23 protein-coding genes are annotated in these 24,892 nt (G+C 74.8%); 10 read left to right on the forward strand and 13 right to left on the reverse strand.

Annotation, left to right across the window (positions count from 1 at the left end; translation table 11 throughout):
• The first annotated feature begins 6 nt into the window (after positions 1–6).
• The gene (locus tag ACFPL3_RS18565; RefSeq protein WP_343938760.1) at positions 7–1,683 is read left to right on the forward strand and encodes an amidohydrolase; all 1,677 of its coding nucleotides are present in this window, start codon (positions 7–9) and stop codon (positions 1,681–1,683) included.
• A 33-nt stretch (positions 1,684–1,716) separates the two neighbouring features.
• Here ACFPL3_RS18565 and ACFPL3_RS18570 read toward each other — a convergent pair whose 3' ends face one another.
• Genes ACFPL3_RS18570 through ACFPL3_RS18580 form a run of 3 tightly spaced genes read right to left on the reverse strand, consistent with a single transcriptional unit; the run spans position 1,717 to position 5,304 of the window.
• Entirely contained in the window at positions 1,717–3,891 is a 2,175-nt protein-coding gene (locus ACFPL3_RS18570) for a xanthine dehydrogenase family protein molybdopterin-binding subunit (protein WP_343938758.1), read from the reverse strand.
• Positions 3,888–4,865, reverse strand: a complete 978-nt coding sequence (locus tag ACFPL3_RS18575) for an FAD binding domain-containing protein (protein ID WP_343938756.1) — start codon at positions 4,863–4,865, stop codon at positions 3,888–3,890. The genes ACFPL3_RS18570 and ACFPL3_RS18575 overlap by 4 nt, the downstream gene beginning before the upstream one ends.
• Complete coding sequence (locus ACFPL3_RS18580) at positions 4,852–5,304, reverse strand: (2Fe-2S)-binding protein (RefSeq protein ID WP_343938754.1); 453 nt, start codon at positions 5,302–5,304, stop codon at positions 4,852–4,854. Before ACFPL3_RS18580 ends, ACFPL3_RS18575 begins: the two co-directional genes overlap by 14 nt.
• Positions 5,305–5,469: 165 nt before the next feature.
• Between ACFPL3_RS18580 and ACFPL3_RS18585 the strand changes: the two genes are divergently transcribed.
• Positions 5,470–6,054, forward strand: coding sequence for a TetR/AcrR family transcriptional regulator (locus ACFPL3_RS18585; RefSeq protein WP_343938752.1), 585 nt, complete (start codon positions 5,470–5,472; stop codon positions 6,052–6,054).
• On the opposite strand, the gene ACFPL3_RS18590 is transcribed toward ACFPL3_RS18585, so the two are convergent.
• Complete coding sequence (locus tag ACFPL3_RS18590; protein WP_343938750.1) at positions 6,033–6,407, reverse strand: MmcQ/YjbR family DNA-binding protein; 375 nt, start codon at positions 6,405–6,407, stop codon at positions 6,033–6,035. The genes ACFPL3_RS18585 and ACFPL3_RS18590 overlap by 22 nt on opposite strands.
• A 66-nt stretch (positions 6,408–6,473) precedes the next feature.
• On the opposite strand from ACFPL3_RS18590, the gene ACFPL3_RS18595 reads away from it, so the two are divergent.
• Together ACFPL3_RS18595 and ACFPL3_RS18600 are read left to right on the forward strand one after the other, a co-directional pair.
• Entirely contained in the window at positions 6,474–7,823 is a 1,350-nt protein-coding gene (locus tag ACFPL3_RS18595) for an MFS transporter (protein WP_343938748.1), read from the forward strand.
• A 17-nt stretch (positions 7,824–7,840) separates the two neighbouring features.
• On the forward strand, positions 7,841–8,869 hold the full coding sequence (locus tag ACFPL3_RS18600) for a PTS fructose transporter subunit IIC (protein WP_343938746.1): 1,029 nt from the start codon (positions 7,841–7,843) through the stop codon (positions 8,867–8,869).
• Between the two features lie 6 nt (positions 8,870–8,875).
• Here ACFPL3_RS18600 and ACFPL3_RS18605 read toward each other — a convergent pair whose 3' ends face one another.
• Positions 8,876–9,355 (reverse strand): MarR family winged helix-turn-helix transcriptional regulator, encoded by a 480-nt coding sequence (locus ACFPL3_RS18605; RefSeq protein ID WP_343938744.1) that lies wholly within the window; start codon positions 9,353–9,355, stop codon positions 8,876–8,878.
• 88 nt (positions 9,356–9,443) lie between these two features.
• Here ACFPL3_RS18605 and ACFPL3_RS18610 point away from each other — a divergent pair, with 88 nt between their 5' ends.
• Positions 9,444–10,829, forward strand: a complete 1,386-nt coding sequence (locus ACFPL3_RS18610; RefSeq protein WP_343938742.1) for an MFS transporter — start codon at positions 9,444–9,446, stop codon at positions 10,827–10,829.
• Between the two features lie 30 nt (positions 10,830–10,859).
• Here ACFPL3_RS18610 and ACFPL3_RS18615 read toward each other — a convergent pair whose 3' ends face one another.
• From ACFPL3_RS18615 to ACFPL3_RS18640, 6 genes are all read right to left on the reverse strand, one after another.
• The gene (locus tag ACFPL3_RS18615; RefSeq protein WP_343938740.1) at positions 10,860–12,029 is read right to left on the reverse strand and encodes a trypsin-like peptidase domain-containing protein; all 1,170 of its coding nucleotides are present in this window, start codon (positions 12,027–12,029) and stop codon (positions 10,860–10,862) included.
• A gap of 219 nt (positions 12,030–12,248) precedes the next feature.
• Positions 12,249–13,052: a YceI family protein gene (locus ACFPL3_RS18620; RefSeq protein WP_343938738.1), complete on the reverse strand. Its 804-nt coding sequence runs from the start codon at positions 13,050–13,052 to the stop codon at positions 12,249–12,251.
• Positions 13,049–15,577 (reverse strand): MFS transporter, encoded by a 2,529-nt coding sequence (locus tag ACFPL3_RS18625; RefSeq protein WP_343938736.1) that lies wholly within the window; start codon positions 15,575–15,577, stop codon positions 13,049–13,051. Before ACFPL3_RS18625 ends, ACFPL3_RS18620 begins: the two co-directional genes overlap by 4 nt.
• A gap of 58 nt (positions 15,578–15,635) precedes the next feature.
• Positions 15,636–16,112 (reverse strand): MarR family winged helix-turn-helix transcriptional regulator, encoded by a 477-nt coding sequence (locus tag ACFPL3_RS18630; protein ID WP_343938734.1) that lies wholly within the window; start codon positions 16,110–16,112, stop codon positions 15,636–15,638.
• A 100-nt stretch (positions 16,113–16,212) separates the two neighbouring features.
• Positions 16,213–16,962, reverse strand: coding sequence for an SDR family NAD(P)-dependent oxidoreductase (locus tag ACFPL3_RS18635; RefSeq protein ID WP_343938732.1), 750 nt, complete (start codon positions 16,960–16,962; stop codon positions 16,213–16,215).
• 9 nt (positions 16,963–16,971) lie between these two features.
• Positions 16,972–17,640: a hypothetical protein gene (locus tag ACFPL3_RS18640; protein ID WP_343938730.1), complete on the reverse strand. Its 669-nt coding sequence runs from the start codon at positions 17,638–17,640 to the stop codon at positions 16,972–16,974.
• Between the two features lie 65 nt (positions 17,641–17,705).
• On the opposite strand from ACFPL3_RS18640, the gene ACFPL3_RS18645 reads away from it, so the two are divergent.
• From ACFPL3_RS18645 to ACFPL3_RS18655, 3 genes are all read left to right on the forward strand, one after another.
• Positions 17,706–18,446, forward strand: a complete 741-nt coding sequence (locus ACFPL3_RS18645) for a YqjF family protein (protein ID WP_343938728.1) — start codon at positions 17,706–17,708, stop codon at positions 18,444–18,446.
• Positions 18,447–18,772: 326 nt separating this feature from the next.
• Positions 18,773–20,362, forward strand: coding sequence for a hypothetical protein (locus tag ACFPL3_RS18650; RefSeq protein WP_379589407.1), 1,590 nt, complete (start codon positions 18,773–18,775; stop codon positions 20,360–20,362).
• Between the two features lie 477 nt (positions 20,363–20,839).
• Entirely contained in the window at positions 20,840–21,277 is a 438-nt protein-coding gene (locus ACFPL3_RS18655; protein ID WP_343940699.1) for an SRPBCC family protein, read from the forward strand.
• Here ACFPL3_RS18655 and ACFPL3_RS18660 read toward each other — a convergent pair.
• Positions 21,250–22,854: a phytoene desaturase family protein gene (locus ACFPL3_RS18660; protein WP_343940700.1), complete on the reverse strand. Its 1,605-nt coding sequence runs from the start codon at positions 22,852–22,854 to the stop codon at positions 21,250–21,252. The genes ACFPL3_RS18655 and ACFPL3_RS18660 overlap by 28 nt on opposite strands.
• Positions 22,855–22,914: 60 nt before the next feature.
• Between ACFPL3_RS18660 and ACFPL3_RS18665 the strand changes: the two genes are divergently transcribed.
• The gene (locus ACFPL3_RS18665; protein WP_343940701.1) at positions 22,915–23,331 is read left to right on the forward strand and encodes a nuclear transport factor 2 family protein; all 417 of its coding nucleotides are present in this window, start codon (positions 22,915–22,917) and stop codon (positions 23,329–23,331) included.
• 14 nt (positions 23,332–23,345) lie between these two features.
• On the opposite strand, the gene ACFPL3_RS18670 is transcribed toward ACFPL3_RS18665, so the two are convergent.
• The gene (locus ACFPL3_RS18670; RefSeq protein WP_343940702.1) at positions 23,346–23,807 is read right to left on the reverse strand and encodes a 2,4'-dihydroxyacetophenone dioxygenase family protein; all 462 of its coding nucleotides are present in this window, start codon (positions 23,805–23,807) and stop codon (positions 23,346–23,348) included.
• A gap of 121 nt (positions 23,808–23,928) precedes the next feature.
• Between ACFPL3_RS18670 and ACFPL3_RS18675 the strand changes: the two genes are divergently transcribed.
• Positions 23,929–24,876: a LysR family transcriptional regulator gene (locus ACFPL3_RS18675; protein WP_343940703.1), complete on the forward strand. Its 948-nt coding sequence runs from the start codon at positions 23,929–23,931 to the stop codon at positions 24,874–24,876.
• Positions 24,877–24,892 lie beyond the last annotated feature (16 nt).

The following is a 24,892-nucleotide window of genomic DNA, read 5'->3' on the forward strand; positions in this document are numbered from 1 at the left end:
CGAACCGTGCTCATCGACGCGATCGTCGAGAACGCCCGCATCCGCACCCTCGACCCCGCGCGGCCCACCGCCACGCGGCTCGGCACGCTGCACGGCCGGGTCGTCGGGCTCGACGAGGACCTGGACGGCGTGCGCGCCCGGCAGGTGCACGACCTCGGCGGCGCCACCGTCCTGCCGGGCTTCCACGACGCCCACCAGCACCTGAGCAAGCGCGGGCAGCGGGCACGCTGGCTCGACCTGCACCACCCGGGTGTGCCGGACCTCGAGGCGCTCTACCGCGCCGTGGCCGAGCGCGCGGCCACCCTGCCCCGCGACGCCTGGGTCTTCGGCGGTGGCTACGACCAGAACAAGATCGGTGGCCACCCCACGGCCGACGCGCTCGACCGGGTCGCGGGCGGGCGGCCGGTGTGGGTCGAGCACGTCTCCGGACACATGGGTGTCGCCAACACCGCCGCGTTCGCGCGGGCCGGTCACCCCGGCCGGCAGGGCGTGCCCGACGTCGAGGGCGGCGCCGTCGCCCGCGCCGACGGGCTGCCCACCGGCCTGTTGCAGGAGACCGCGCAGCGGCTGGTGCGCACCGCGTTCCGCCCGTTCCCGGTGGAGGAGGTCGTGGCCGACATCGCGGCCGGCTCCCGGATGGCCCTCGCCGAGGGCACCACCAGCGTCACCGAGCCCGGCGTCGGCGCGATCGACCACATCGGCAGCAGCCACCTCGACCTGCACGCCTTCCAGCTCGCCGCCGACCGCGGCCTGCTGGGCGTCCGGATGACGGTCATGCCGTACCTGACGCTCCTGCACCCGGTGGGCGCCGGCATGCCGGACCAGGACTGGTACGGCCTCGACGTCGGGATCCGCACCGGGCTCGGCAACGATCGGCTGCGCCTCGGGCCCGCCAAGGTCCTCTCCGACGGCTCGCTGATCGGGCGGTCCGCGGCCATGCGGTGCTGCTACGCGGGCGAACCGGACAACGCGGGCTTCCTGCAGTGGGACCCGCAGGCGCTCACCGAGGTGCTCGTGGCGGCGCACGCGTCCGGGTGGCAGCTCGCCGCGCACGCGATCGGCGACGCCGCGATCGACGTCGCCCTGGACGCGTTCGAGCTCGCCCAGCGGCGGCACCCGCGCCCGGACGTGCGGCACCGGATCGAGCACTTCGCGGTGGCCGACGACCAGCAGGTGGCACGCGCGGCCGCGCTCGGGATCGTGCCGGTGCCCCAGGGCCGGTTCGTCTCCGAACTCGGCGACGGGATGCTCGCCGCGCTCGGCCCCGAACGGGCCCGCACCTGCTACCGCATGCGGAGCCTGCTCGACGCCGGCATGGTGCTGCCGGGCAGCAGCGACGCCCCGGTGGCCCACGGCGCCCCGCTGCTCGGCATCCATGACATGGTCAACCGGCGCACCGGAAGCGGCGCCCCGTTCGGCCCCGACGAACGGCTGACCCCGGCCCAGGCGGTCGAGGCCTACACCCGGGGATCCGCGTACGCGGTGCACCAGGAGCGGGACAAGGGCACCCTGCGGGCCGGGATGCTCGCCGACCTCGTCGTGCTCTCGGCCGACCCCCTCGCCGTACCCGAGGACGAGATCGCGGGGATCGAGGTCCGCGCGACGTTCGTCGGCGGGGAGCTCGCCCACGAGGCGGCCCCGGGGAGGGCAGGAAAGCCACATTCAGGGCCGCTGCGGCCCTGAATGTGGCTTTCCTGAACCTCGAGCGGACCGGGCCTACCCCTCCAGGAGGTCCTCGATCGTGATCGGGGTGTGCCGGACGCGGATGCCGGTGGCGTTGTACACCGCGTTGGCGATGGCGGCGGCCACGCCGACGATGCCGATCTCCCCCACACCCCGGGCGCCGATGGGGTTGTGCAGCGTGTCCGGGTGCTGCACGAAGTGGACGTCGATGTCGGGGATGTCGGCGTTGACCGGCACCAGGTAGCCGGCGAGGTCGCCGTTGGCGAACCGGCCGTCGCCCTCGGTCTCCAGGCCCTCGTGCAGGGCCGCCGAGACGCCCCAGATCATGCCGCCCATCAGCTGGCTGCGGGCCGCCTTGTCGTTCACGATGCGGCCGGCGTCGTACACGCCGAGGAGGCGCGACACCCGCACCTCGCGCGTCCACCGGTGCACCCGGACCTCGCAGAACTGGGCGCCGAAGGAGCTGAACGAGTGCTTGGTGAGCTCCTCCCCCGGGCCGGCGGAGCCGGTGGCCGAGATCGAGTCGCGGCCCAGTGCGGTGAGCAGCTCCCCGAAGGTCATCGAGCGGCCGCCGCCGAGCACGCGCCCGTCGGCGTAGGTCACGTCGTGGCCCTCGAACGGGGCGCCCGGTGCGCTCGCGATCGCCTGCAGCTCCTCGAGCACCGCCGAGGCGGTGACGACGATCGCCGACCCCACGCTCACCGTGGCCGTCGACCCGCCGGACAGGCCGCCGGGCGGGTACGCGGACAGGCCCAGCCGCGGCGTGATCCGCTCCGGCGGGATGTCGAGCGACTCGGCGCCGAGGAGCGCCATGACGGTGAGCAGGCCGGTGCCGGGGTCGGCACCGCCGACCGACACGAGCGCCGTGTCGTCGGCGCGCAGCGTGATCTCGGTGGTCGCCGGGAACTGCAGCGCCGGGAACATGGCGGTGGCCGTGCCCATCCCGACGAGCCAGTCGCCGTCCTCCCGGCCGCCGGGCGTGCGGGCCGACCAGCCGAAACGGTCGGCGCCGATGCGGTAGCAGTCGTCGAGGTACTTGCTCGACCACTGCAGGTCGCTGCCGACAGGCCCGAGCGAACTGTTGCGCAGCCGAAGTTCGATCGGGTCCATGTTCAACGCGACTGCCAGCTCGTCCATCGCGCTCTCCAGCGCGAACGACCCGGGCGCCTCGCCGGGCGCGCGCATGAACGTGGTGCGCGGGATGTTCAGCGGCACCACCTTCTGGCTGATGGCCAGGTTGGGGGTGCGGTAGGCGTGCCCGGACCCGGCCGACGTCGGTTCCACGAACGACAGGTCCGTGGCCGCGCTGCACCAGGAGTCGTGGCGCACGGCGACGAGCGTGCCGTCGCGGTCGGCGCCGAGCGTGACCTCCTGGAGCGTCTCCGGGCGGTTCGCGGTGGCGGTGAAGACCTGCTCGCGGGTCAGGGCAGCCTTGACCGGCCTGCCGAGGGCCCGGGACGCGGCCGCGGCGAGGAACGCCGGGACGGAGGTGCGCCCCTTCCCGCCGAACGCGCCGCCGACGTACGGGTTGACGGTGTGCACGGCGGACGGGGCCAGCTCCAGCGCGCTCGCCAGTTCGCCCTGCTGCATGGCGGCGGCCTGGTTGCCGCTGTAGACGGTGAGGGACTCGCCGTCCCAGTGGGCCACCGCGGAATGCGGCTCCATCGCGGCGTGGTTCTGGGCGGGCGTGGTGTACGTCCCGCCGGCCACCACGGCGCTCGCGGCGAACGCCTCGTCGATCGACTCCACACCCTCGTCGAGCACGACGTGCGTGGACGGCGTGCCGTCGAATCCGGGCGGTGCGTCGACGCCGAGGTCGAGGTGGTCGGCCAGCGTGGTGCGGGCGGGCCGCTCGGCGTAGGACACCTCGACGAGCGCGGCGGCGTCGCGGGCCTGCTCGAAGGTCTCCGCCACGACGAAGGCCACGGGCTGGCCGCGGTGGGTGACATCGCGGTCCTGCAGCGGCACCCAGGTGTTGCCCATCATCGGGTTGCTCGGGCTGCGCAGCACGAGCGGGTCGAACGGCGAGTAGACGGCCACCACGCCGGGCGCGGCCTTGGCGGCGGTGACGTCCATCGCCGTGACCTCGCCGTGCGCGATCGTGCTGGTGACGACGTAGCCGTGGAGCATGCCGGGCAGGTTGTGGTCCGACCCGTACTTGGCCCGGCCGGTGACCTTGAGCGGCGCCTCGAGCCTGGTGGGCGTCATGCCCGGATCCCTTCGGTCGGTTCGGCCTGGGTCAGTTCGCGCAGGGCGCGGATCACGGTGCGCTGCAGCAGCGGGATCTTGTAGCCGTTCTGGGACAGCGGCACGGCCCCGTCGGCGGCGTGGGCGGCGGCGGCCTCGAAGGACTCCTGGGTGACGGGCGCGCCGCGCAGGGCGTCCTCGACGGCGGTGAGCCGCCACGGCACGGTCGCGACGCCACCGGCCGCCACGCGCGCGTCGACGATGCGGGAGTCGCGCACGTCCAGGGCCACCGCGGCCGAGCACAGCGCGAACTCGTAGGACTGGCGGTCGCGCACCTTGACGTAGGTGGAGTTGGCCGCCCAGTCCAGCCGGGGCACCACGACCTCGGTGATCAGCTCACCGGGCCGCAGGTCGGTCTCGACGTGCGGGGTGTCCCCGGGGAGGCGGTAGAAGCCGGCGAGCGGCACCGTGCGGCTGCCGTCCGCGCTCGCCAGCGTGACCTGCGCGTCGAGGGCGACCAGGGCCACCGCCACGTCGCTCGCGTGCGTGGCAACGCACGCGTCGCTGGCGCCCAGCACGGCGTGCATCCGGTTGGCGCCCGAGCGCGCCGGGCAGCCGCTGCCCGGGTCGCGCCGGTTGCACGGCATCGTCACGTCGCGGAAGTAGGTGCAGCGGGTGCGCTGCATCAGGTTGCCGCCGATGCTCGCCATGTTGCGCAGCTGCTGGGAGGCGCTCTGCAGCAGGGCGCGCGAGATCATCGGGTAGACGCCGGGGTGCGCCGCGATGTCGCTCATCCGCTCCAGCGCGCCGAACCGCAGCGCGTCGCCGGTGTCGATGCCGCGCAGCGGGAGCGCGTTGATGTCCAGCACCCGCTCGGGCGTGAGGACGTCGAGCTTCATCAGGTCCACGAGCGTGGTGCCACCGGCCAGGAACGTGCCCGCATCCGAGAGCGCGTCCTCGACGGTGGCGGGGGCGGTGAGCTCAAACGGACGCATCGGTCCTCCTCGCCTGCTCGATCGCGGCCACGATGTTCGGGTACGCCGAGCAGCGGCAGAGGTTGCCGGACATGAACTCCCGCACGTCGTCCACGTCCTGCTCCACCGCGGCCACGGCCGACATGATCTGGCCGGACGTGCAGAAGCCGCACTGCAACGCGTCCTGGTCGACGAACGCCTGCTGCACGGGGTGCAGGTCGTCGCCCGTGGCCAGCCCGTCCACGGTGGTGACGGGCTCGTGCACGGTGGCGGCGAGCGTGAGGCACGCCAGCACGGGGCGCCCGCCCACGTGCACGGTGCACGCGCCGCACTGCCCGCGGTCGCATCCTTTCTTGGGACCGGTCACGTCGAGCCGCTCGCGCAACGCGTCGAGCAGGGTGACGCCGGGCCCCACGTCGAGGTTCTCGGTCCTGCCATTCACTTCGAGTGAGATGTCCACTGAGGTCTCTTCCCCGCCGACCGCCCCGCCTGGGGGCGGTCGCGCGGCATCGGGTCGTGGTGGCTCGTCAGTCCGTACGATGGAACCGGATGACTATCCGGTCCTGCCGAGAACTCTAGCGGATATCTATCCGCTAGGCGACCACAGGACTTCCGGGAGGTGACGATGACGGGATCCGTGAGCCTGCGACGCGCGGACACCCGCCGCAACAACGACCGCATCCTCGCCGCGGCGGCCGCATCGCTCGCCGACGCGGGGGAGCTGTCGTTCAACGCCATCGCGAAGGCGGCGGGCGTGGGCGTCGGCACCGTCTACCGGCACTTCCCCACCCAGGACGCGCTCGTGCTCGCCGTGTACCGGCGCGAGGTGCAGCAGCTGCTCGACGTGGTGCCCGCGCTGCTGCGGGAGCAGGCGCCGCCGGAGGCGTTCCGCACGTGGGTCACCGACCACCTCGCGCGGTACATGATGACCAAGCGCGGCCTCGCCGACGCCCTGCGCGCCGCGTCGTGCCCCGAGGAGGACGTCACCGGCAAGGCGTACGCGGGCATCGTCGAGGCGGTGGCCACGCTGCTCGCGGCCAACGTCGAGGCGGGCACCGTGCGGCCCGGTCTCGACCCGGGCACCGTGGCGCGCGGCCTGGGCGGGCTGTTCTACCTCGACCCCCGGGGCGACTGGCGCGGCGAGACCGAGGCGCTCCTCGACCTGCTGTGGCGCGGCATGCGCCGGGGTCAGGAGGACGCGGCGGGCTGAGGTCCCGGGCCGCCGCCCTCGAGGTGGGCCGCGGCCACCCGTTTCGGGACGACCATCCGCCACGCGTCCACCACCAGCTCGCGCATCTCGTCGGGCTCGAGCGCGGCGGTCCACGCGTGCACCCAGTTGAACCGCAGGTCGGAGACACCGGGCAGGTGGAACGTCGCCGGGTCGGACGCGATGAGGGCGTCGCGCTCCTCCTTCGGGTACGCGAACCCCATCACGGTCTCGTCGCGGGAGAACGCGACGTAGACGATCTGGCCGACGCGGAACTTCACGCGATCGTGGATGAGGTGCTCGGTGGTGCGCGGCAGCGACCGAGCCAGCCGCCGCACCTCGTCGACCGTGACCATGCGCCCCAGCCTGCCCCGTGAGCGGACTCACCGCGCTCTGGATCGATTCTGACCGCACATCCCGGGATGCTGGACACCGGTGCCCCTCGTCGCGCGCCATCCCCCGAAGCCGACGATCACGTGGAACCCCTCATGCCATTTCCCCTCGATCCCGCACGCCTGCGCGCCGTCCGGCGCCGCAGGCCGACCCCACCCGACGTCCGCCACCACCGCATCGCCGCCACCGCGCTGTTCGCGGTGGCAGGCGCCGTGTTCGGCTCGTGGGCCTCGCGGATCCCCGACGTCGCCGCCGGTGCGGGCGCCGGTGCGACCGCACTCGGCCTCGCCCTGCTGTGCATCTCGCTCGGCGCGCTCGGCGGCATGCAGCTCACCGGAGCGCTGTGCGCGCGCCTCGGCCCCGGGCTCGCCGGGGTGGCCGCCGCGATCGCCGCCTGCGCGGCGCTGACCCTCCCCGGCCTCACCGGCTCGATCCCCGCGCTGGCGGTGGCGCTGCTGGTGTTCGGCGCCGCCACCGGCACCCTCAACGTCGCGGCCAACGCGATCGGGGTGCAGGTCGAAGCGGCCGCGCACCGTCCCGTGCTGCCGTCCCTGCACGCCGGGTTCAGCTTCGGCGGCCTCGCCGGGGCGGCGGCCGGCGGTGCCGCGGCCGCCGTCGCGTCGCCCGCCGTGCACCTGCTCGTCGTCGGGACGCTCGGCGTGCTCGCCACCGCCGCGGTGGCGCCCGTGCTGCTCGCGGCCGACGAGGAACAGGCGCCCGACCGCGACGACCCGCAGCCGCGCTCCGTGCCCCGCGGCCTCGTGGTGCTGCTCGGCGTCATCGCGGGCTGCACCGCGTTCGGCGAGGGCGCGGTCACCGACTGGGGCGCGCTGCACCTGCAGGAGGTCGGCGCGGCGCCGGCGCTCGCCGCGGCGGGCTACGCCGGCTTCTCCCTCGCCATGGGCTGCGCCCGCCTGGCCGGCAACCGCCTGGTCCACGCGCTCGGCCCCACCCGCGTGGTGACCGGCGGGGCGCTGCTCGCCACCGCCGGTGGGCTGGTGGTGGCGAGCGCGCCGGACGTCGGAGCGGTGCTCGCCGGCTTCGCCCTGATGGGGCTCGGCCTGGCCAACGTCTTCCCGATCGCCATCGCGCGGGCGGGTGCGCACGGCGGGGCCGGCGGGGTCGCCCTCGCCTCGACCGTCGGTTACACCGGGCTGCTCGGCGGGCCGCCGCTGCTCGGGATCGTCGCCGAGGCGGTCGGCCTGCACGTCGCCTTCGCGACGGTCGCCGCACTGGCGGCCGTGGCCGCGGCGCTCGCCGTGCCGGCCTTCGGCGGCGCCGCCCACGTGCTCACCACCGCCCGCGCCGCGGCGCACACCGCCCTGCACCGCCACACCGCCCAGCTGGGCGTGCTGCACGCCCAGCTGAGCACCACCTGACGAGAGGAGGTCCCGAGGTGGACTCCCCCACCCCCACATCGCTCCACGGCAAGGTCGTGCAGGGCGTGAGCCACGCGATCCCGTTCGTCGTCACCGGCGGCGTACTGCTCGCGCTCGGCTACGCCCTCGGCGACACGCCCATCGGTCCCTCGCTGCACGAGCTCGGCACCCTCGCCTTCGGGCTGCTCGTCCCCGTGGTCGGCGGCTACGTCGCCCACGCCATCGGGGACCGCCCGGCGCTGGTGCCCGGGTTCGTCGGCGGCGCCGTCGCCGTCCAGACGGGAGCCGGCTTCCTCGGCGGCCTCGTCGCCGGCGTACTCGCCGGGATCGTGACCGAACGGCTCGCTCGCGTGCCCGTGCCGCCCGCGGTGGCGGGCCTGCGCCCGGTGCTCCTGCTGCCACTGGTCGCCACCCTGGTCACGGGCGCCGCGATGTGGCTCGTGGTCGGCGCCCCGTTGGCCGGGCTGACGGCCAGCCTGACCGACGAGCTGAACGGCCTGTCCGCGGGCAGCCTCGTGCTGGCCGGCGCGGCGCTGGGCGTGATGGTCGCGGCCGATCTGGGCGGGCCGATCAACAAGACGGCCTACACGTTCGCCGTGGGCGGGCTGGCCACGGGTGCCCCGGCCGCGGGCACGGCGATGGCCGCCGTGATGGCCGCGGGCATGACGCCGCCGCTCGCCGTGGCGCTGGCCACCACCGTGCGCCGCCGCCTGTTCACCGCCACCGAGCGGGACAACGGACGTGCGGCGTGGCTGCTCGGCGCCGTGTACGTCACCGAGGGCGCCATCCCGTTCGCGGCGGCCGACCCGCTGCGGGTCCTGCCCCCGCTCGTGGCGGGCTCGGCCGTGACCGGTGGGCTGTCAGCGGCCCTCGGCGCCACGACCACGGCCCCGCACGGCGGGATCTTCGTGCTCCCGATGGCGGGCAACCCGCTCGGCCAGCTCGTCGCGATCGCCGTGGGCACGCTCGTGTCGGCCGCCGCGGTGGTGGCGCTCAAGTCGATGCCGCGCCGGCCGGCCGGGTTCCCGGTGGCCGAGACCGTGTGAGGGTTTCTACCCCTCGCGGGCCAGGGTGGGTCTGCGCTCGGCGAAGGCGGCGGTGAGCTCCTCGAGCGCCGGCAGCGCATCCCGCAACGCGGCGGCCGTGGGCTCCGGGAGCCGTTCGACCACCGCGAGCAGGGTCGCGGTGCGGCGCTCGAGGATCCGCCTGCTCTTCTCGCGCCCCTCGGGCGTGGCCTCGGCGACGACGCCGCGTTGGTCCGACGTGGCCGAGGAGCGCTCGATCAGGCCCTTCTGCTCCAGCACGCCCATGACGCGCGAGAGCATCGTCGGGTTGACGCCCTCCAACTCGGCCACCGCCGAGATGCGGATCGGACCGCGCGCGACGACCACCCCGAGCACCGACGCCTGGGTGGGCGTGAGCTCTTCGCTCGACGCGGACTCGTTCATCGACCGGGCGAGTTTGCCGATCACCCGCCGCAGCCGCGTGGCGGCGTCCGTGTCGAAGCCCGCGGCAGCCCCTGTGCCCTGCATCCGCCCATGAAACCAGGACGGGCGATGCCGTGTGGGCACGGCCCGTGGTTCAATTGCTTGCCGATAGGCAACTAGCGGGAGGTATCCGGTGTCTGCGACGGTCGAGGCCGCTCCACGCCGGGCCGTCGTCCGCTGGCTGGTGTTCGCCACCGTCGTCCTGGCCATGCTGATGCACGCGATCGACCAGACCTCGGTGGCCACCGCGCTCTCGGCGATGCAGACCGACCTCGGGGCGAGCCTCGCCTGGATCGGCTGGACGATCACGGTCTACTCGGTCGGCCAGATCCTCGTGCTGCCGTTCGCCGGCGCACTGGGCGAGCGGTTCGGCTCCCGGCGGATCTACCTGCTGGCCGTCACCTCGTTCACGACCATGTCGGTGCTGTGCGGGCTCTCCTCCGGCACGGTCGAGCTGATCGTCGGCCGGTTCCTGCAAGGGCTGTCGGGCGGCGTCCTGCTGCCGGTGGCCACCGCGATCGTGTCGGCCGAGTTCGGCAAGGACCGCGACCGCGCGATCGCGCTGTTCAGCACGGCCTTCCCGATCGGCGCGATCCTCGGCCCGCTCGCGGGCGGGCTCATCCTCACCTTCGCGTCCTGGCGCGAGATCTTCTTCGTCAACGTGCCGGTCGGGATCGTGCTGGTCTGCCTCGGCCGCGCGCTGATCCGGGAAACCCCGCGCACCGCCGTGGGCCGCGCCGACCTCGTCGGGATCGGCTGGCTCACCGCGCTCCTCCTGTCCGGGATGGTCGCGATCACCCGCATCGGCTCGTTCGCCGAGGGCTGGACGGGGCCGGCCTCGGTGGCCCTCGCCGCATCCGTGTCGCTCGTGGCGGGCTGGTTCCTGCTGCGCCACCTGCACCGCCACCCCGCACCGATCATCCCGCCGCGCCTGCTCACCGGTCAGCGGCTGGGCCTGATGAACCTCATGAACGTCCTCTTCGGGGCCGCCGTGCTCGGGTTCTCCGCGCTGCTGCCGCACTACGCGCAGATCCGCTACGGCATGGCACCGATCTCCGCGGGCGGCCTGCTGACCGTCCGCGCGGTGTTCATGATCATCCTCTCGGCGGTGGCCGTCAGCCTGCTGCGCAGGCTCGGGCACCGGCCGCTGCTGCTCACCGGGATGGCGGCGATGACCGTCTCGCTGGTGCTCATCGCGCTGCCGCCGCTGCACAGCGGACCCGAGCTCTGGCTCTCGTTGGGCGCGGGCGTGATGGGGCTCGGGATGGGCCTGGCCGCCCCGTCGTCCGCCAACGCCGGCATGCACCTCGTGCCGGAGCAGGCCGCCGCCGTGTCGGGCCTGCGGGTGATGTTCCGCCAGGTCGGGGCGATCGTCGCGATCTCCGTGGTCACCGCCGCGAGCTCCGCGGCCGCCGACCCCGCCGCGGCCAACGCCGTGGCGTTCCTCGCCCTCGCGGTGGTGATGGGCGGCGCCGTGGCGCTGGGCGCGCGGATCCCGAACCAGCGCGGGCGCTGGTAGGTCGGTAGCGGGCCCCGGGCACGGCGGGCACTACTCCCGCTCTGCCGCCGCCGGTTCGGACGAGGCGGTGCGCGTGGGACGAGCGAAGAGCCACATGAGGATCGCACCGATGATCGCGCCGCCGATCAGCGCGATGACGACCGTCCACGGCGCCGCCTGCCCGGAGCCCGCCGCGGTGTTCTCGATCGCGACCTGGCTCGGCTCCCCCTGCGCGGCGGCCGCGGGAGCACCGCCCTGCCCGAGGAAGTCGCGCAGCATCCCGGTGTCGGTGATGACGTTGAAGTTCTGCCCGAGGAACGGCACGGTCATCTGGCTGTTGATACCCAGCACCTCGCCGCGCGAGTTGATGGTGGGCCCGCCGGAGATGCCCTCCGCGAGGTCGGCGTTGATCTGGTAGACCGCGACGCCCTGGCGGAACTGCCGCGCCGTGATCGTGCCGCTGGTGTTCACCGGCTGCAGCCGCGAGTCCTGCAGCACCTCGGCGGGTGTCTTGCCGCCGCTCATCAGCCCCTCGATGTCGACGCCGTCGGTCTCGTCGATGTTGAGGCCCGGGAACCCGATCGACGTGACGGTCTCGCCGAGGTGCGGCTCACCCGGCGCGATCGGCAGCGGCTTGGCCGGGGGCAGCCCGTACATCTCGAGCCGGGCGGTGTCGCCCTCGTCGGCGGGCCGGAAGCTGTCGACCCGGACGATGACCGGGGCCGTGATGACGGCGCCCTGCAGCTCACGGGGCTGGAACGCCCAGACCGTGCGGTTCGGTTCGGGCCGCACGGGCTGGCTCGCCGAGGGGATCCCCGTGGTGGGGTCGACCGCGGGGCCCGCCCGGTTGTCGAGCGCGCGCCTGCCCTCCTCGGGGTCGACGCAGTGGCCCGCGGTGACGATCGTGGTGGGCGAGTCGAACCACCCGGTGCAGATCGTCATGACCGGCTGCTCGGCACCCGGCGCCGGCGGCTCCGGGGCGAACGCGAACGGGTCCTGCGGCTCCTCCCAGATGACGACGATGCCCACGATCGACTGCTGGACCGATTCCAGCAGGCCGGGGTCGATGAGGCCGTTCAGCGGGGGCGGTGCGGGCTCGTCGGCCCGCGCCGGGGTGGCGCCGGCGAGCAGCACCGACATGGACGCGACGGCCACCGCCGCCGCGAGCGCCGCCAGCCGTCTCACCAGCGCCCCCGTCGACACCTTCCGAACGGATCTCACGCTTCTGTTCCCCCCAAGGGTCGGTCTCGCCGGAGCGGATGCGCTCCCCGGCGGCTGATCGGCAGCGTCCGCCCCCCGGCGAACTCCCGTCCACGCCCGGCACCGGGAGCCGCTCGCCCCGTCGCACGTCTTCGTAGACCCCCGAGTGTGCCCGCCCCGGCGCCGCGACGCACGGCATCCGCCGGATTCGTGATCAGCCTGCGGCTTCAGCCGGTCGGGCTACGCGCGCCGCGCCTGGATGTCGATCTCGACACGGAGGGTGCGGCCCACGGCGAGCGTGCCTGCCAGCACCGACTCGTTCCAGGTGATCGCGAAGTCGTCGCGGGACAGCTCGGCGGAGGCGGCGAAGGCCGCCCGCGTGCCGCCCTCGAGGTCGGGGCCGGTGCCGCCGTAGACGACCTGCAGCGGGACGGGCGCACTCACGTCCTTGAGGGTGAGCACGCCGTCGAGCGTGAAGTGCTCCGCGTCGACCTGCCGCAGCCCCTCGCTCTTGTAGCGGATCTCGGGGTGCCGGGCGACGTCGAGGAAGTCGGGGCTGCGCAGGTGGGCGTCGCGGTCCGGCTCGTCGGAGTCGAGCGCGGCGGGGTCGATCGTGACCTCCACCGAGCTCCCCTCGAACGGGTCGGCCACCTCGATGTGCCCGCCGAACCGGCGCAGCCGCACGTGGATGCGGCTCATCCCCAGGTGCAGGGCGCTCACCCGGATGCTCGAGTGCTGCGGGTCGATCGTCCACGTGCCCGGGGCCGGCAGCGCCACACCGCCCTCCGGCGCCAGCTCCAGCACCCCGAGCGGGGTGATCCGGTCGTCGGCCACGGTGACCGTGCTGGCCCGCGGCTGCCGGCCGGGAGCCGCCACCACCAGCGTGTAGCCCCCCGCGGGCAGGCCGTCGAGCAGGAAGTGCCCGTCCGCGCCGCTCGCCGTGCGGGCGGCCTGCCCGCCCGCGGCGTCGACGACGGTGAGCGTGCCGGCCACCGGCCTGCCGTCCGGCGTGGCGAGCCGGCCCGCCACCGCGCCGCCCCTCACCGCGTCACCTCGGCGTCCACGGTCGGTGGCACCAGCTCCACCAGCGCGGTGGCCGGCGGGCCCGGCGCCACGTGCACGACCTGGGTGACGGGGTCGTACGTGCGGGTGGTGAGCGTGTAGGTGCCTGCGGGCAGGTCGTCGAACTCGAACGTGCCGTCGGGCCCGGTGGTCGTCGAGGCCACCACCCGCCCCTCGGTGTCCACGAGCGTGGCGACGGCGTGGTCGACCAGCGCCCCCGTCGCGATGACCGTGCCGCGCAGGACGGCCCGCGCGGGCAGGGCGATGTCGCGTTCGGTGTGGCGGCCGGCGTGCAGCCGCACGCTCACCGCGACCGGCGGGTGCCCGGGTGCGGCGGCGGCCAGCGTGTACTGGCCCTCCGCGACGCCGGGGAGCCGGTAGCGGCCGCCGTCGTCGCTGCGGGTGGCGCCCGCGACGGCACCCTGCACGTCGATCAGCGTGACCGCCGCGGCGGGCACCGGGATCGGGAGGCCGTCGGGGCCGGTCGCCGTGCTCGTGACGAGCCCCTGCACACCGCTGGTGCCCGCGAGGGCGATGTCGTGGCGCACCGGCTGCCCGGTCACCGTCACGAGTGCGGCGTGCGGCTCCAGCGCACCCGACGCCGTGACCACGAGGTACGTGCCCCCGGCCGGCACCGCGACGCGGTAGGTGCCGTCGCGGCCGGTGGTCGTGCTGCCCTCCTGCCGTCCGCCCTGGTCGGTGACGGTGACGACCGCCCCGGGCAGGGCGGCGCCGTCGCCGCGGGTGACGGTGCCGTGGACATCGGGACCCGCGGCCGCGTGGCGGGGGCGCGGGGAGGGCCGCACGGCGGCCGGATCGACGGGCCGGTGGCCGTTGCCGTTGGTGACGGCGCTCGTGGCGGCGCTGGTGGTGGCGCTCGTCGCGGGCGGCTCCCATGCCCGGGCGCTGCCGTTCACCCCGGCCTCGGCCCGCTCCCGTTCCATGCCGGTCTCGGTGCGCAGCGGGACCTCGCGGATGGCCAGCACCGCGACGAAGGTGACGATCGCGAGGAGACCGGCGATCAGGAAGATCATCGCGGTGCCGTCGCCGTACGCCGCGCGGACGATGCCGGCGACGGCGGGCGGCAGCTCGTTGAGGTTGCCGATGCCCGCGCCGCCCTCGGGCACGGGCAGCCCGGCCGCGGCGAGCCCCTGGTCGGTGAGCCCGGCCACCCGCGAGGCGAGCACGGCGCCCAGGACCGACACCCCGATGGTGCCGCCCATCGAGCGGAAGAACGTGACGGTGGAGCTGGCGGCGCCCAGATCGGTGGCGGCCACGGAGTTCTGCACGGCGAGCACCAGGTTCTGCAGCAGGGCGCCCATGCCGAACCCGAGGACGAAGAGGGCCGCGCCGACCAGCACCATGTTCGCGTCGTGGTCGATCGTCGACAGCAGGCCGAACCCGCCGAGCAGGAAGATCGACCCGATGACCAGGTAGATCTTCCACTTGCCGTAGCGCGTGATGAGCGCGCCGGAGCCGGTGGAGGAGACCATCGACCCGAGGATCAGCGGCAGCGTGAGCAGGCCCGCCGCCGTGGGCGAGTAGCCGCGCGCGATCTGGAAGTACTGCCCGAGGAAGACCGCGCCACCGAACATGGCCACGCCGACGGCGACGCTCGCGAGGATGGCGAGCGTGGTGGTGCGGTCGCGGAACAGCCGCAGCGGGATGATCGGTTCCTTCGCCCGCGCCTCCACCACCAGGAACAGCACGACCAGCACGGCGCCGAGACCGGCGAGCGCGAGCGAGGTGGTGGAGCCCCAGGCGAACTGGTCGCCGGCGAGCGTGACCCAGATCAGCAGCGCCGAGACGCCGGAGGCGATGAACGCCGCACCCAGGTAGTCGATGCTGACCTCGCGCTTGACGACCGGCAGGTTGAGAGTGCGCTGCACGACCACCAGCGCCACCACGGCGAGCGGGGCGCCCACCCAGAAGCACCAGCGCCAGCCCAGCCAGTCGGTGTCGACGATGACGCCGCCGATCAACGGGCCCGCCACCGGGGCCACCGACATGACGCTGGAGATCAGCCCGGTGTAGCGGCCGCGCTCCCGGGGGCTGATCATCGCGGCCATCACGATCATGATCAGGGCCTGCAGGCCGCCCAGGCCGACGCCCTGCAGCACCCGCCACCCGATGAGGATGCCCACCGAGTGCGAGAAGCCGGCGAGGATCGAGCCGATCGTGAAGATCCCGATCGCCAGCTGGACGAGCAGCTTCTTGCTGAACAGGTCGGCGAGCTTGCCCCAGATCGGCGTGGTGGCCGTGGAGGCGAGCAGGGTGGCCGTGACCACCCAGGTGTACTGGCTCTGCGTGCCGTGCAGGTCCGTGATGATCGTCGGCAGGGCGTTCGACACGATCGTCGACGACAGGAACGCCGTGAACATCGCGAGCAGCATCCCGGAGAGCGCCTCCAGGACCTGCCTGCGCGACATCCGGCCGCTGTCGGCTGCGGCCGGCTGCCGGGCGACGGCGGCCTGGGCAGGCGGCGTCTCCTCCGCTGTGGTGGTCAATCCTTCTCCTCGGGCCGATGCTCGGGCCACTGCTCGGGCAGGTGTGAAGTGGTGCGTGTCAGGAGGCGGACCCGGCCGCCCGCGCGGGCGCCCGGTTGCGGGCGTTCACCGCGCAGTGCAGATCGGCGACCAGCTCGGTCATCCGCTCCACCAGGTGGGCGACCTCGGCGTCGTCCCAGCCGTCGAGTGCTTCGGCAACCCACTGCGCCCGCTGTGCGAGGTACCCCTCGCGGACGGCGAGCCCGGCCGGTGAGACGGCGAGCAGCTGCGCCCGGCCGTCGGCGGGGTCGGGGCGGCGGGACACGAGGCCGAGCTGCTCCAGTGCAGCCACCTGGCGGCTGGCCACCGACGGGTCGACCTCGAGGTGCGCCGCGACCTGGCCGAGGCGCTGCTCCCCCTCGCGCGCGAGCAGGCCGAGCACGGCGAACTTCCAGGTGGGCATGTCCTCGGACTCGGGAAGTCGCACGTTGCGGCCCGCCCGCAGGATCATGCGGAAGAGCTCCAGCAGCTCGTCTGCGGTGGCCGAAGTGATCACGGGCGTCTCCAAGTTGGTTGCTACCAGCAAACAATACGCGATTAGTTGGCCTCTACAACTGATTTACGTGTGTCGTCGGCCACCGGGCCGCGCGGGCCGGTCAGATGCCGCCGTCGACCCGCAGCACCTCGCCCGTGACGTACGAGGCCTCGTCCGAGAGCAGCCACAACACCGCGGCAGCGATCTCGTCCGGCTCCCCCACCCGCCCCATCGGCACCCGGAGGGCCACCCGGTCCGGCCGGCCCGGATCCCCCGCCGCCGCGTGGATGCCGGTGCGCACCGTGCCCGGCGCGACCCCGTTGACCCGGATCCCCCGCTCCGCGACCTCACGCGCCAGCCCGAGCGTGAACGTCTCCACCGCGGCCTTGCTCGCGGCGTAGTGCACGTACTCCCCCGGCGACCCGGAGGTGGCGGCCCGCGAGGAGATGTTGACGATCCGGCCCGCCGCGCCGCGCGCCTCCCACCGGCGCAGCACCTCCTGCGCGCCCAGCATCACGCCGAGGACGTTGACGTCCAGCACGCGCCGCAGGGTCTCGACCGGCGCCTCGGTGAACCGGCCCAACCGCCCCGTGACCCCGGCGTTGTTCACCAGCGCGGTGACCGGCCCGAACGCGTCCTCCGCCGCATCGAGGAGCGAGCGCACCGACACCGGGTCGGCGACGTCCGCCCGCACCGCCACGAGCCCGGGCAGCTCGGCGCGCAGCTGCTCGGCCGCCGCGTCGTCACCCGCGTACGCGGCGCACACCGCGTACCCGCGCGCGTGCGCGGCCCGCGAGACGGCGGCGCCGATTCCCCGGGTGCCCCCGGTGACGACCAGAACCCGATCAGCGGACGGCGTGCGGGGAGCCATCCGGGGAGCCTAGAGCGAGTCCAGGAACCGCTGCGCCACCTCGCGCACGGCCTGCGCCCCGTCGTCGATCTCCGCCGTGCCGTACTCGCCGCCCGAGTGGGCGAGGAAGACCGCGTTCCCGACGCGGGTCACGGCCACCCGGACGCCGTGGCTCGAGTACCCGGGCGCGCGGAACACCGACGCGGCGAGCAGCCCCTCGTCTCCCAGCTCCGGGACCTCGGCCGTCGCCCACGTCCACGGCGCACCGCCGGGCTGCCGACCCGTGCGGCAGGCGTCGAGCACCCGCCGGAAGCCCGCCACCACCTCGGCCGCGACCTCGGCCGACGGGTACACGCCCAGCTGCCGGGCGTCGAACGCCTCAGGCCCCTCCCGGGTGGCGGTCCGGAACCGCACCCGCTGCGCGTCCGTCGGGTACGCGGTGGGCACGCACGGGTCCAGCAGCCACTCCCGCGTCGGAGCCCGGTCCGTGATCCAGTCGGTGAACTCGGCCACCTCGCTGCGGCCGCCCTCGTCCGGCAGGAGCAGCGACTCCGGGACCGAGGGCTCCTCGCTCGACTCGCCCGTCCGGGCCGCGCCGACCACCGCCGCCGTGCTCGGTGCCGCCCCACCCGTCGTCCCCGTGCACCCGGCGAGCCCCACCACCAGCACGGCGACGCCCGCGATCCCCGTCCGGCGCATCCCGATCACCCCCGTCCCGTCCGGAGGACGTTCGGGACGCGCCCGCGTTGCGCGAGACTGCCGGCGTGGACCAGCCGATCGATTCCCTCGGGGCCGACCCGCTCCCCCTGCCGCGCCCGCACCTGCTCACGCAGCAGTGGCTCGACGTGGCGTTCCTGCACTGGGCGGTCGACCCGGACGCGGTGCGCCACCTGCTCCCGCCCGGGGTCGAGCCGGACGTGCTGGACGGGCGCACCTACGTCGGGCTGATCCCGTTCCGCCTGGTCGGCACGGCCGTGGCCGGCGGCCCCCAGCTGCCGTGGGGCACCTTCCTCGAGACCAACGTGCGGCTCTACTCGGTGGACGCCGCGGGCAGGCGCGGCGTCGTGTTCCGGTGCATGGCCGCGGAGCGGCTGCCCGCCGTCGCCGCGGCGCGCGCGGCGTTCGGGCTCCCGTACCGGTGGGCGGCCATGCGGTTCAGCCGCGACGGCGAGCAGCGCCGCTACTCCACCCGGCTCCGCGGGCCGGGCCCGGCGGGGAGCAGCCGGGTGGCCGTCACGCCCGCCGGTCCGCCCGTCGACGGCCCGCTGGAACGCTTCCTCACCGCCCGCTGGGGCCTGCACGTCGCCCACCTGGGGCGCACCTGGCACCTGCCCACCACCCACGTCGCCTGGCCCCTGCGGCGCGCCGAGGTGCAGGAACTCGACGACGGGCTGATCGCCGCGACGGGGCTCGGCGACCTCGCGCGACGCCCGCCCGACCACGTCGCCTTCAGCGAGGGCGTCGCCGCGACGTTCGGCGGGCCCGCGCGCGTGCCGACCCCGTGAAGGCCGGCCTCACCGAGGCAGCGCCGTCCGGGTGAAGCGGGTCACCGAGCGTCACATCGGCGCGGTCGGTGACGATTCCGTCGCGCATGGTGAAATTCCCGGCGCTGCTCCGTTCGGCCTGTTCACGGCCGTCGACCAGCACGACGCCCCGGCGTCCGCGTCGGTGGGTGGTTCTCCGCGCACGTCGGATGGCCGGAAACCGGCCCTCGCGGCTGTTCAGGTGACGTGCGACGAGCGGGCGAACAGCGTCTGTCGTCCGCCGCGGGACCCGGGTAGGAAACGACATCGAGCCCCGGACCAGGAAACGCACGACACACCCGGAAGACGTGACTGTGGAACCGCCCGCCCGCCCGAACCGCCCCCGCACCTCCGCCACCATCACCGTCGCCGAGCTGGTCGCCCGGCAGGCCGGCGCGCCCGTGCCCCCGCCGCGCCCCACCGCACCGGCCGGCGCCATCTCGGTGGCGGCGCTGATGCGGCGCGAGGGCCGCGGACCCCACGTCGCCGACCGGCCGCTGCAGCCCCGCGGCCACGCCCGCCCCACCCCGCCGCCGCCCGAACCGCCCCGGCGCAACGTGCGCAAGGTGGCCGTCGCCGCCGGCGCGCTGTTCGCGGCCACCGCCGTCCTCGGACCGTCCTTGGTGGAGGACGCCGCCTCCCGCTCGGCCCCGGGTCGGGGTGCCGACATCCCGCTGCCGCGTGCCGCACCCGGCAGCCCTGGTTACGGCTGGTCCGATGCCACCGAGTCCGGCAGGCCCGTCCTCGCCGCGGTGCACCAGATCTTCGCGGACGGCATCCCGCCCGAACTCGACGCGGGCGCGCTCGCCGACACACCCCCCACACCCCCGGTGCCCGGCGCGTTCCGCCCCGCCCTGCACCCCCTCGCTCCGAACCCCGCACCGCCCGGGCCCGCCGGCCCGGGCGTGGGGTCGGGAACCGTCCCGCCCGGCGGAGCCGGCACCCCACCGGGCGGGACGTGGTCGTTCCCCACCGCGGCGGGCGGCGGGGGCGCGTTCCCCGGCTTCGCCCCCGGCCCGCAGTCCGGCGCGCCCGGGAACGGGTCGTCCCCCGGCGGCGGCGAGCCGGCCGCGCCGCCCTCGCTGCACACCCCGCCCGTGCAGACCCCCGCGGTGGGCGGCGCGCTCCCCGCCGTCACCGTCGGCACGGGCACGGTCACCCCACCCGCGGCACGCGTGGCGGCCGCGCCCGGCGAGGTGGCCGTCACCACCAGCCGCGGCGAGGTCCGCACCCCCGACGTCGCCGCCTCCGCCGCCCGCCTCGGCCCGGTCGCCACGTCCGGGACGACCGTCACCACCCCCGACGTCACGCTCTCCGGCGCCCGCGTCGCCCTCTCCGCCGACGCGCCCCCCGAGGTCTCCCTCCCCGGCGTCCAGGTCTCGGCCACCGAGATCGACCCGCCCGCCGTCGCCCTCGGCCCCGTCGGCGTCGACCTCCCGACGGTCGAACTCCCGGCCGTCGAGGTCCCGTCCGTGGGCCTCGGCGAGGTGACCGGCACGGTCGACCGGCTGGGCCCCTTGCTGGGCGGCGGTGGGTCAGGGGACGACGACGAGGTGGCGGCCGAGGAGTCCGACGACACCGGCGAGGACCTCCCCCGGCCCGGCCGCCACCGTGCTGTCGAGAACGACGGCGGCGACAGCGCCGAGGAGGGCACCGAGCAGGACAGGAGCGCGGAGGACGACGCCGAGGAGGACCCGGCCGCCACGATCGCCGAGGCGCTCGCGCGCGACTCCGACTCCGACTCCGACTCCGACTCCGAGGAGCCTGCCGGCAGCGCCGACGACGGCGCGGAGAGCACCGACAGCAGCGACAGCGCCGAGAGCACGACGGACGACGGCGGCAGCGGCGAGGACGACGAGGCCGCCGGCACCGAGGATGACGAGAGCCACGAGGACTGAGCGACACCGGCGAGGCGCCGCCACTCCGCTCGCACACCAGGCCCGTCGATCACACACCGACTGCAGTCGGTGTGCGAGCACCACAACCGGTGTGCCGGCGTCCCGAACCCTCGCTCACACACCAGGCTCGACGCTCACACACCGACAGTGGTGCCCACACACCGGTTGCAGCCGATGTGCCAGCACCACAACCGGTGTGCCAGCACCACAACCGGTGTGCCAGCACCCCCGGCCGCACTCGCACACCAGGCTCGGCGCTCACACACCGACAGTGGTGCCCACACACCGGTTGCAGCCGATGTGCCAGCACCACAACCGGTGCGCCAGCACCCCCGGCCGCACTCGCACACCAGGCTCGGCGCTCACACACCAGTTGCAGTCAGTGTGCGAGCACCACGACCGGTGTGCCGCCCCCGGCCGCACCACGAGCGGTGTGCCCCCCGGGTGCGGAGCGGCGTCTCGATCTACCCTTCGGCCGTGGTCACCGTTCGGCGCGAGATCGGCGCCGCTGCCGATGCCGTCTGGGCCGTGCTCGCCGACGGGTGGCGGTACGCGTCGTGGGTGGTCGGGGCCTCGCGGATCCGGGCGGTCGACCCCGCGTGGCCGGGGGTGGGGGCGCAGCTGCACCACTCGGTCGGCATGTGGCCGCTGGAGCTGGACGACACCACCACGGTGCTCGCGTGCGTCCCGAAGCGGGAGCTCGTGCTCCGCGCCCGGGCGTGGCCGCTGGGTGCGGCGGAGGTCCGGCTGACGCTCGAGGACCGGGCGGACGGCTGCGAGGTCGTCTTCGAGGAGGACGTGTGCGCCGGGCCGGGCCTGCTCGTGCTGCCGCCGGTCCGGTCGGCGCTGATCGGCCCGCGCAACGCGGAGTCGCTGAACCGCCTCGCCTACCTCGCGGAGGGCGGGTCGCGGTAGAGCAGCTCGAGCGCCGCTGACGTCACGCGGCGCCGCAGCCCGCCGAGGACGCCCTGGTGGGCGAGCGCAGCGCGGGCGGCGAGCCAGCCGCACACCCCGTGCACGCCCCCGCCGGGGTGCGCGGAGGCGCTGGCCAGGTACAGCCCGTCGACGACGGTCTCGGACCGGCCCAGCCCCGGAACCGGGCGGAACACGAGCTGCTGGTGCAGCTGGGCCGTGCCGCCGGCCACCGCGCCGTGCACGAGGTTGGCGTCCGACTCCTGCAGGTCCCGGGGCCGCTGGACCATCCGGTGCAGGACCCGGTCGCGGAACCCGGGAGCGAACTCCTCGACGGTGGCGTCCACCCGTTCGGCCAGCTCCTGCGCGGCGTCGTCGCCGGTGACGCCACGGGGGAGGTGGGTGTAGGCCCAGGCGCTCTCGGTGCCGTCCGGGGACCGGGAGGCGTCGGCGGTGGTCATCTGGCCGAAGAGGAGGAACGGCGTGGCCGGGACGGTGCCCGACTCGATGTCGCCCGCCCACTGCACGAGGCCCCGCGCGTCGGCGCCCAGGTGCACGGTGCCCGCGCCTGCGGTGCCCGGGTTGCGCCAGGGAATCGGTTCGCGCAGCGCCCAGTTGACCTTGACGACCGGGGTGTCCCAGGCGAAGTGCTCCAGGTCGGCGTGCAGCCGCGGCGGCACCGCGTCGGCGGGCAGGAGGTCGCGGTAGAGCGCGGGCGCGGTGACGTCGGCGATCACGGCGCGGCGGGCCCGGACGGTGCGCCCGCCTGCGCAACGCACGGCCACGGCGCGCCCGCCCCGCACCTCGATCCGCTCGACGCGCTCCCCCGTGTGCAGCTCGGCGCCCGCCGCGGTGGCGCGCCGGGCGAGCGCCGCGGCGAGCTCCCCCGCACCACCCACGGGCACGGGGAAGCCGTGCTGCTGGCCCAGCATCGCGAGCAGCCACCCGAACACGCCGCTGCCGGGCGCGTCCGGCGGGATGTCGGCGTGCCCGCCGTTGCCGGCGAGCAGCAGCCGCGCGTGCTCGCCCGCGAAGAGCTCCTCCCCCATCCGCCGCACCGGCAGGGCGAGGAATCGGGCCAGCCGCAGGGCGTCGGCGGTGCCGATGCGGCGCAGCAGCTGCACCGGGCCGCGCACGGGCGGGAGCGCGGTGAAGACCGAGCGGAGCACCGCGTCGCCGACGGCGTCCCACTGCGCGCACAGCCGCAGCCACGCCTCGCCGTCGCGCGGCTCGTGTTCGGCGAGCCCGGCGGCGGTGCGCTCCCGGTCGCGGTGCAGGACGGCGGCGGGCTCGCCGTCCGGTCGCGCCGGGTGGGCGAGCACGGCGGGTGCGTGCGCCCAGCACAGCCCGACGCCGCCGAGGTCGAGCGCGCGCACCACGGGCGACGCCGCCGTGAGCGGGTAGAAGGCGCTGAACAGGTCGGCGGTGAACCCCGGGTGCAGTTCGGCGGAACGGACGGCGCCCCCGAGCACGTCGCTGGCCTCCAGCAGGCACACGTCCCAGCCCGCGTCGGCCAGCACCGAAGCCGCGACGAGGCCGTGGTGCCCGCCGCCGATGACGACGGCGTCGGCGATCTCCATGCCCTCTTCTTACCCGGGAGGTCATCGACCACGCCCCGCGCGGCGAGCAGGCTCGTCGGTGTGGACACCAGGGAGACCGTGGAGGAGTTCCTGCGCCGGCTCGGGGACGGCGACCCCGAGCGGATCGCGCAGCTGTTCGCCGACGAGGTGGACTGGAAGCTCGGCTGGCCGGACGCCGACCACGGGGGCGCCGTGCCGTGGATCCGCGAGCGGGGCAGCAGGGCCGGGATCGCCGATCACTTCCGGTTGATCGCCGAGCACCACGTGCCGGGCCGCAGCGACGCGCGGGTCCACGCGGTGCTCGTCGACGGGGCGGACGCGGTGGTGCTGGGCGAGGTCGCGCACACGGCGCGGCCCACCGGCCGCGGGTACGTCGCGGCGTTCGCGCTGCACGTGACGGTCGCGGACGGGTCGATCACCCGGTTCCACGTCTACGAGGACAGCCTCGCCGTGGCGAGGGCGTTCGGGGCGGCCTGAGAAGGCGCGCCGCTCTAGAAGACGATGTCCGCGGGCTCGATCCCGGCTTCCTTGCAGTAGTCGGTGTAGCGCTTGAGCTTCGTCTCGGCCGTCTCGACGTAGGCGAGGTTGCCCTCGGCGTCCATGTACTCGATGGGCCCGTGGATGGAGAACAGCGTGAGCATCGGCTGCGACTCGTCCTCGACGTCGGCGACGAGGGTGTGGACGTCGCCGGGCGGCTCGTAGACGTAGGCGCCGGGCGCGGCCTGCCAGTCGTGCTCGATGTAGTGCCACTTGCCCTGCAGCACCCAGCCCTCGACCTCGGCGAGGTGGCGGTGCCGGTTCACGACACCGCTCCTGGCCACCTTGAGCAGGTTGACCCAGGAGCCCTTCTCGAGGTTGATGCGGATCGGCTTGAACCACACGTTGTTCGAGCCCTGCGGCACCCAGGGCAGGTCGGCGGTCTGCACGAGGAAGTCGGGCGCGTGCTCGGTCATCGTCCGGTTGTACCCCCTGCTCCTGCGCGGCGTGAACCGCGCTTATCGGATGCCAGCATCAGCGCGGCTGATCGTGCACCCGTAGGGTCGGGCCGGGCTCACGGGCGAGCGGGAGGTGCCGGTGCGGGGTGACATGCGGCTGGAGTGGCTGGTCTCGTTCCTCGCCGTCGTCGACACCGGGAGCTTCGTGGGCGCCGCCGAGGCCACGCACCGCTCGCAGCCGCGCATCAGCATGCACGTCGCCGCGCTGGAGCGGGGGGTGGGCATCCCGCTGTTCAACCGGCGCAAGCGGCCCGTCGAGCTCACGGAGGCGGGTAAGGCGCTCGCCGACCACGCCCGCAGCATCCTGCGTGAGATCGAGGCCACCGAGGTGGCCATGGCGGCCTGGCGGGGCGGGGCGCGCGGCGTGGTCACCCTCGGCTGCCACCCCAGCGCCAGTGCGGCGTTCGTGCCCCACGTGCTGCGCGAGGCCGGGCGCACCAGCCCGGACGTGCGCGTGGTGCTGGTCGAGCGGTCCACCCTCGAGCTCGACGAGGCGCTCGCGAGCGGAGAGCTGGACCTGTGCATCCGGCCGGCGAGCCCGCCGCCGACGCGGACCACGGTGCGCAGGCACCTGCTGTGGGGCGAGACGCTGGTGGCGCTGCACCCGCCGGGGCACGCCCTCGCCGAGCTGCCGGAACCGCTGCCGGTGGCCGAGGTGGCGGCCCACCCGCTGCTGTCCATCGGCAGGCTCGACGCCCCCGAGACCGGGGAGTTCGAGAGCTACCAGCGCTTCCGCGAGTGCGGGTACGAGCTGGAGCCGGTGCAGGCCACCAACCAGCCCCAGACGCTCATGGCGCTGGTCCGCCACGGTTTCGGGGTCGGCGTCACCAACGCGCTGGCCGCCCGGGTGGCCGATACGACCGGGGTCTGCGTGCGCACGCTGGAGGGCGGGGCGGCCCGGCACGTGGCCGTGCACTGGGACTCGGCCCGGCTGCTCACCGCCGCCGCCCGCACCCTGCTGCAGCAGATCGTCCAGCAGCCCCGGCCCGATGGCACCGAACCGGTGGCCGATCCGGGTTGCGAATAGCCCCATCCGGAAGTCG

The sequence above is a fragment of the Pseudonocardia zijingensis genome (genome assembly GCF_042657305.1).
Lineage (GTDB): Bacteria > Actinomycetota > Actinomycetes > Mycobacteriales > Pseudonocardiaceae > Pseudonocardia > Pseudonocardia zijingensis.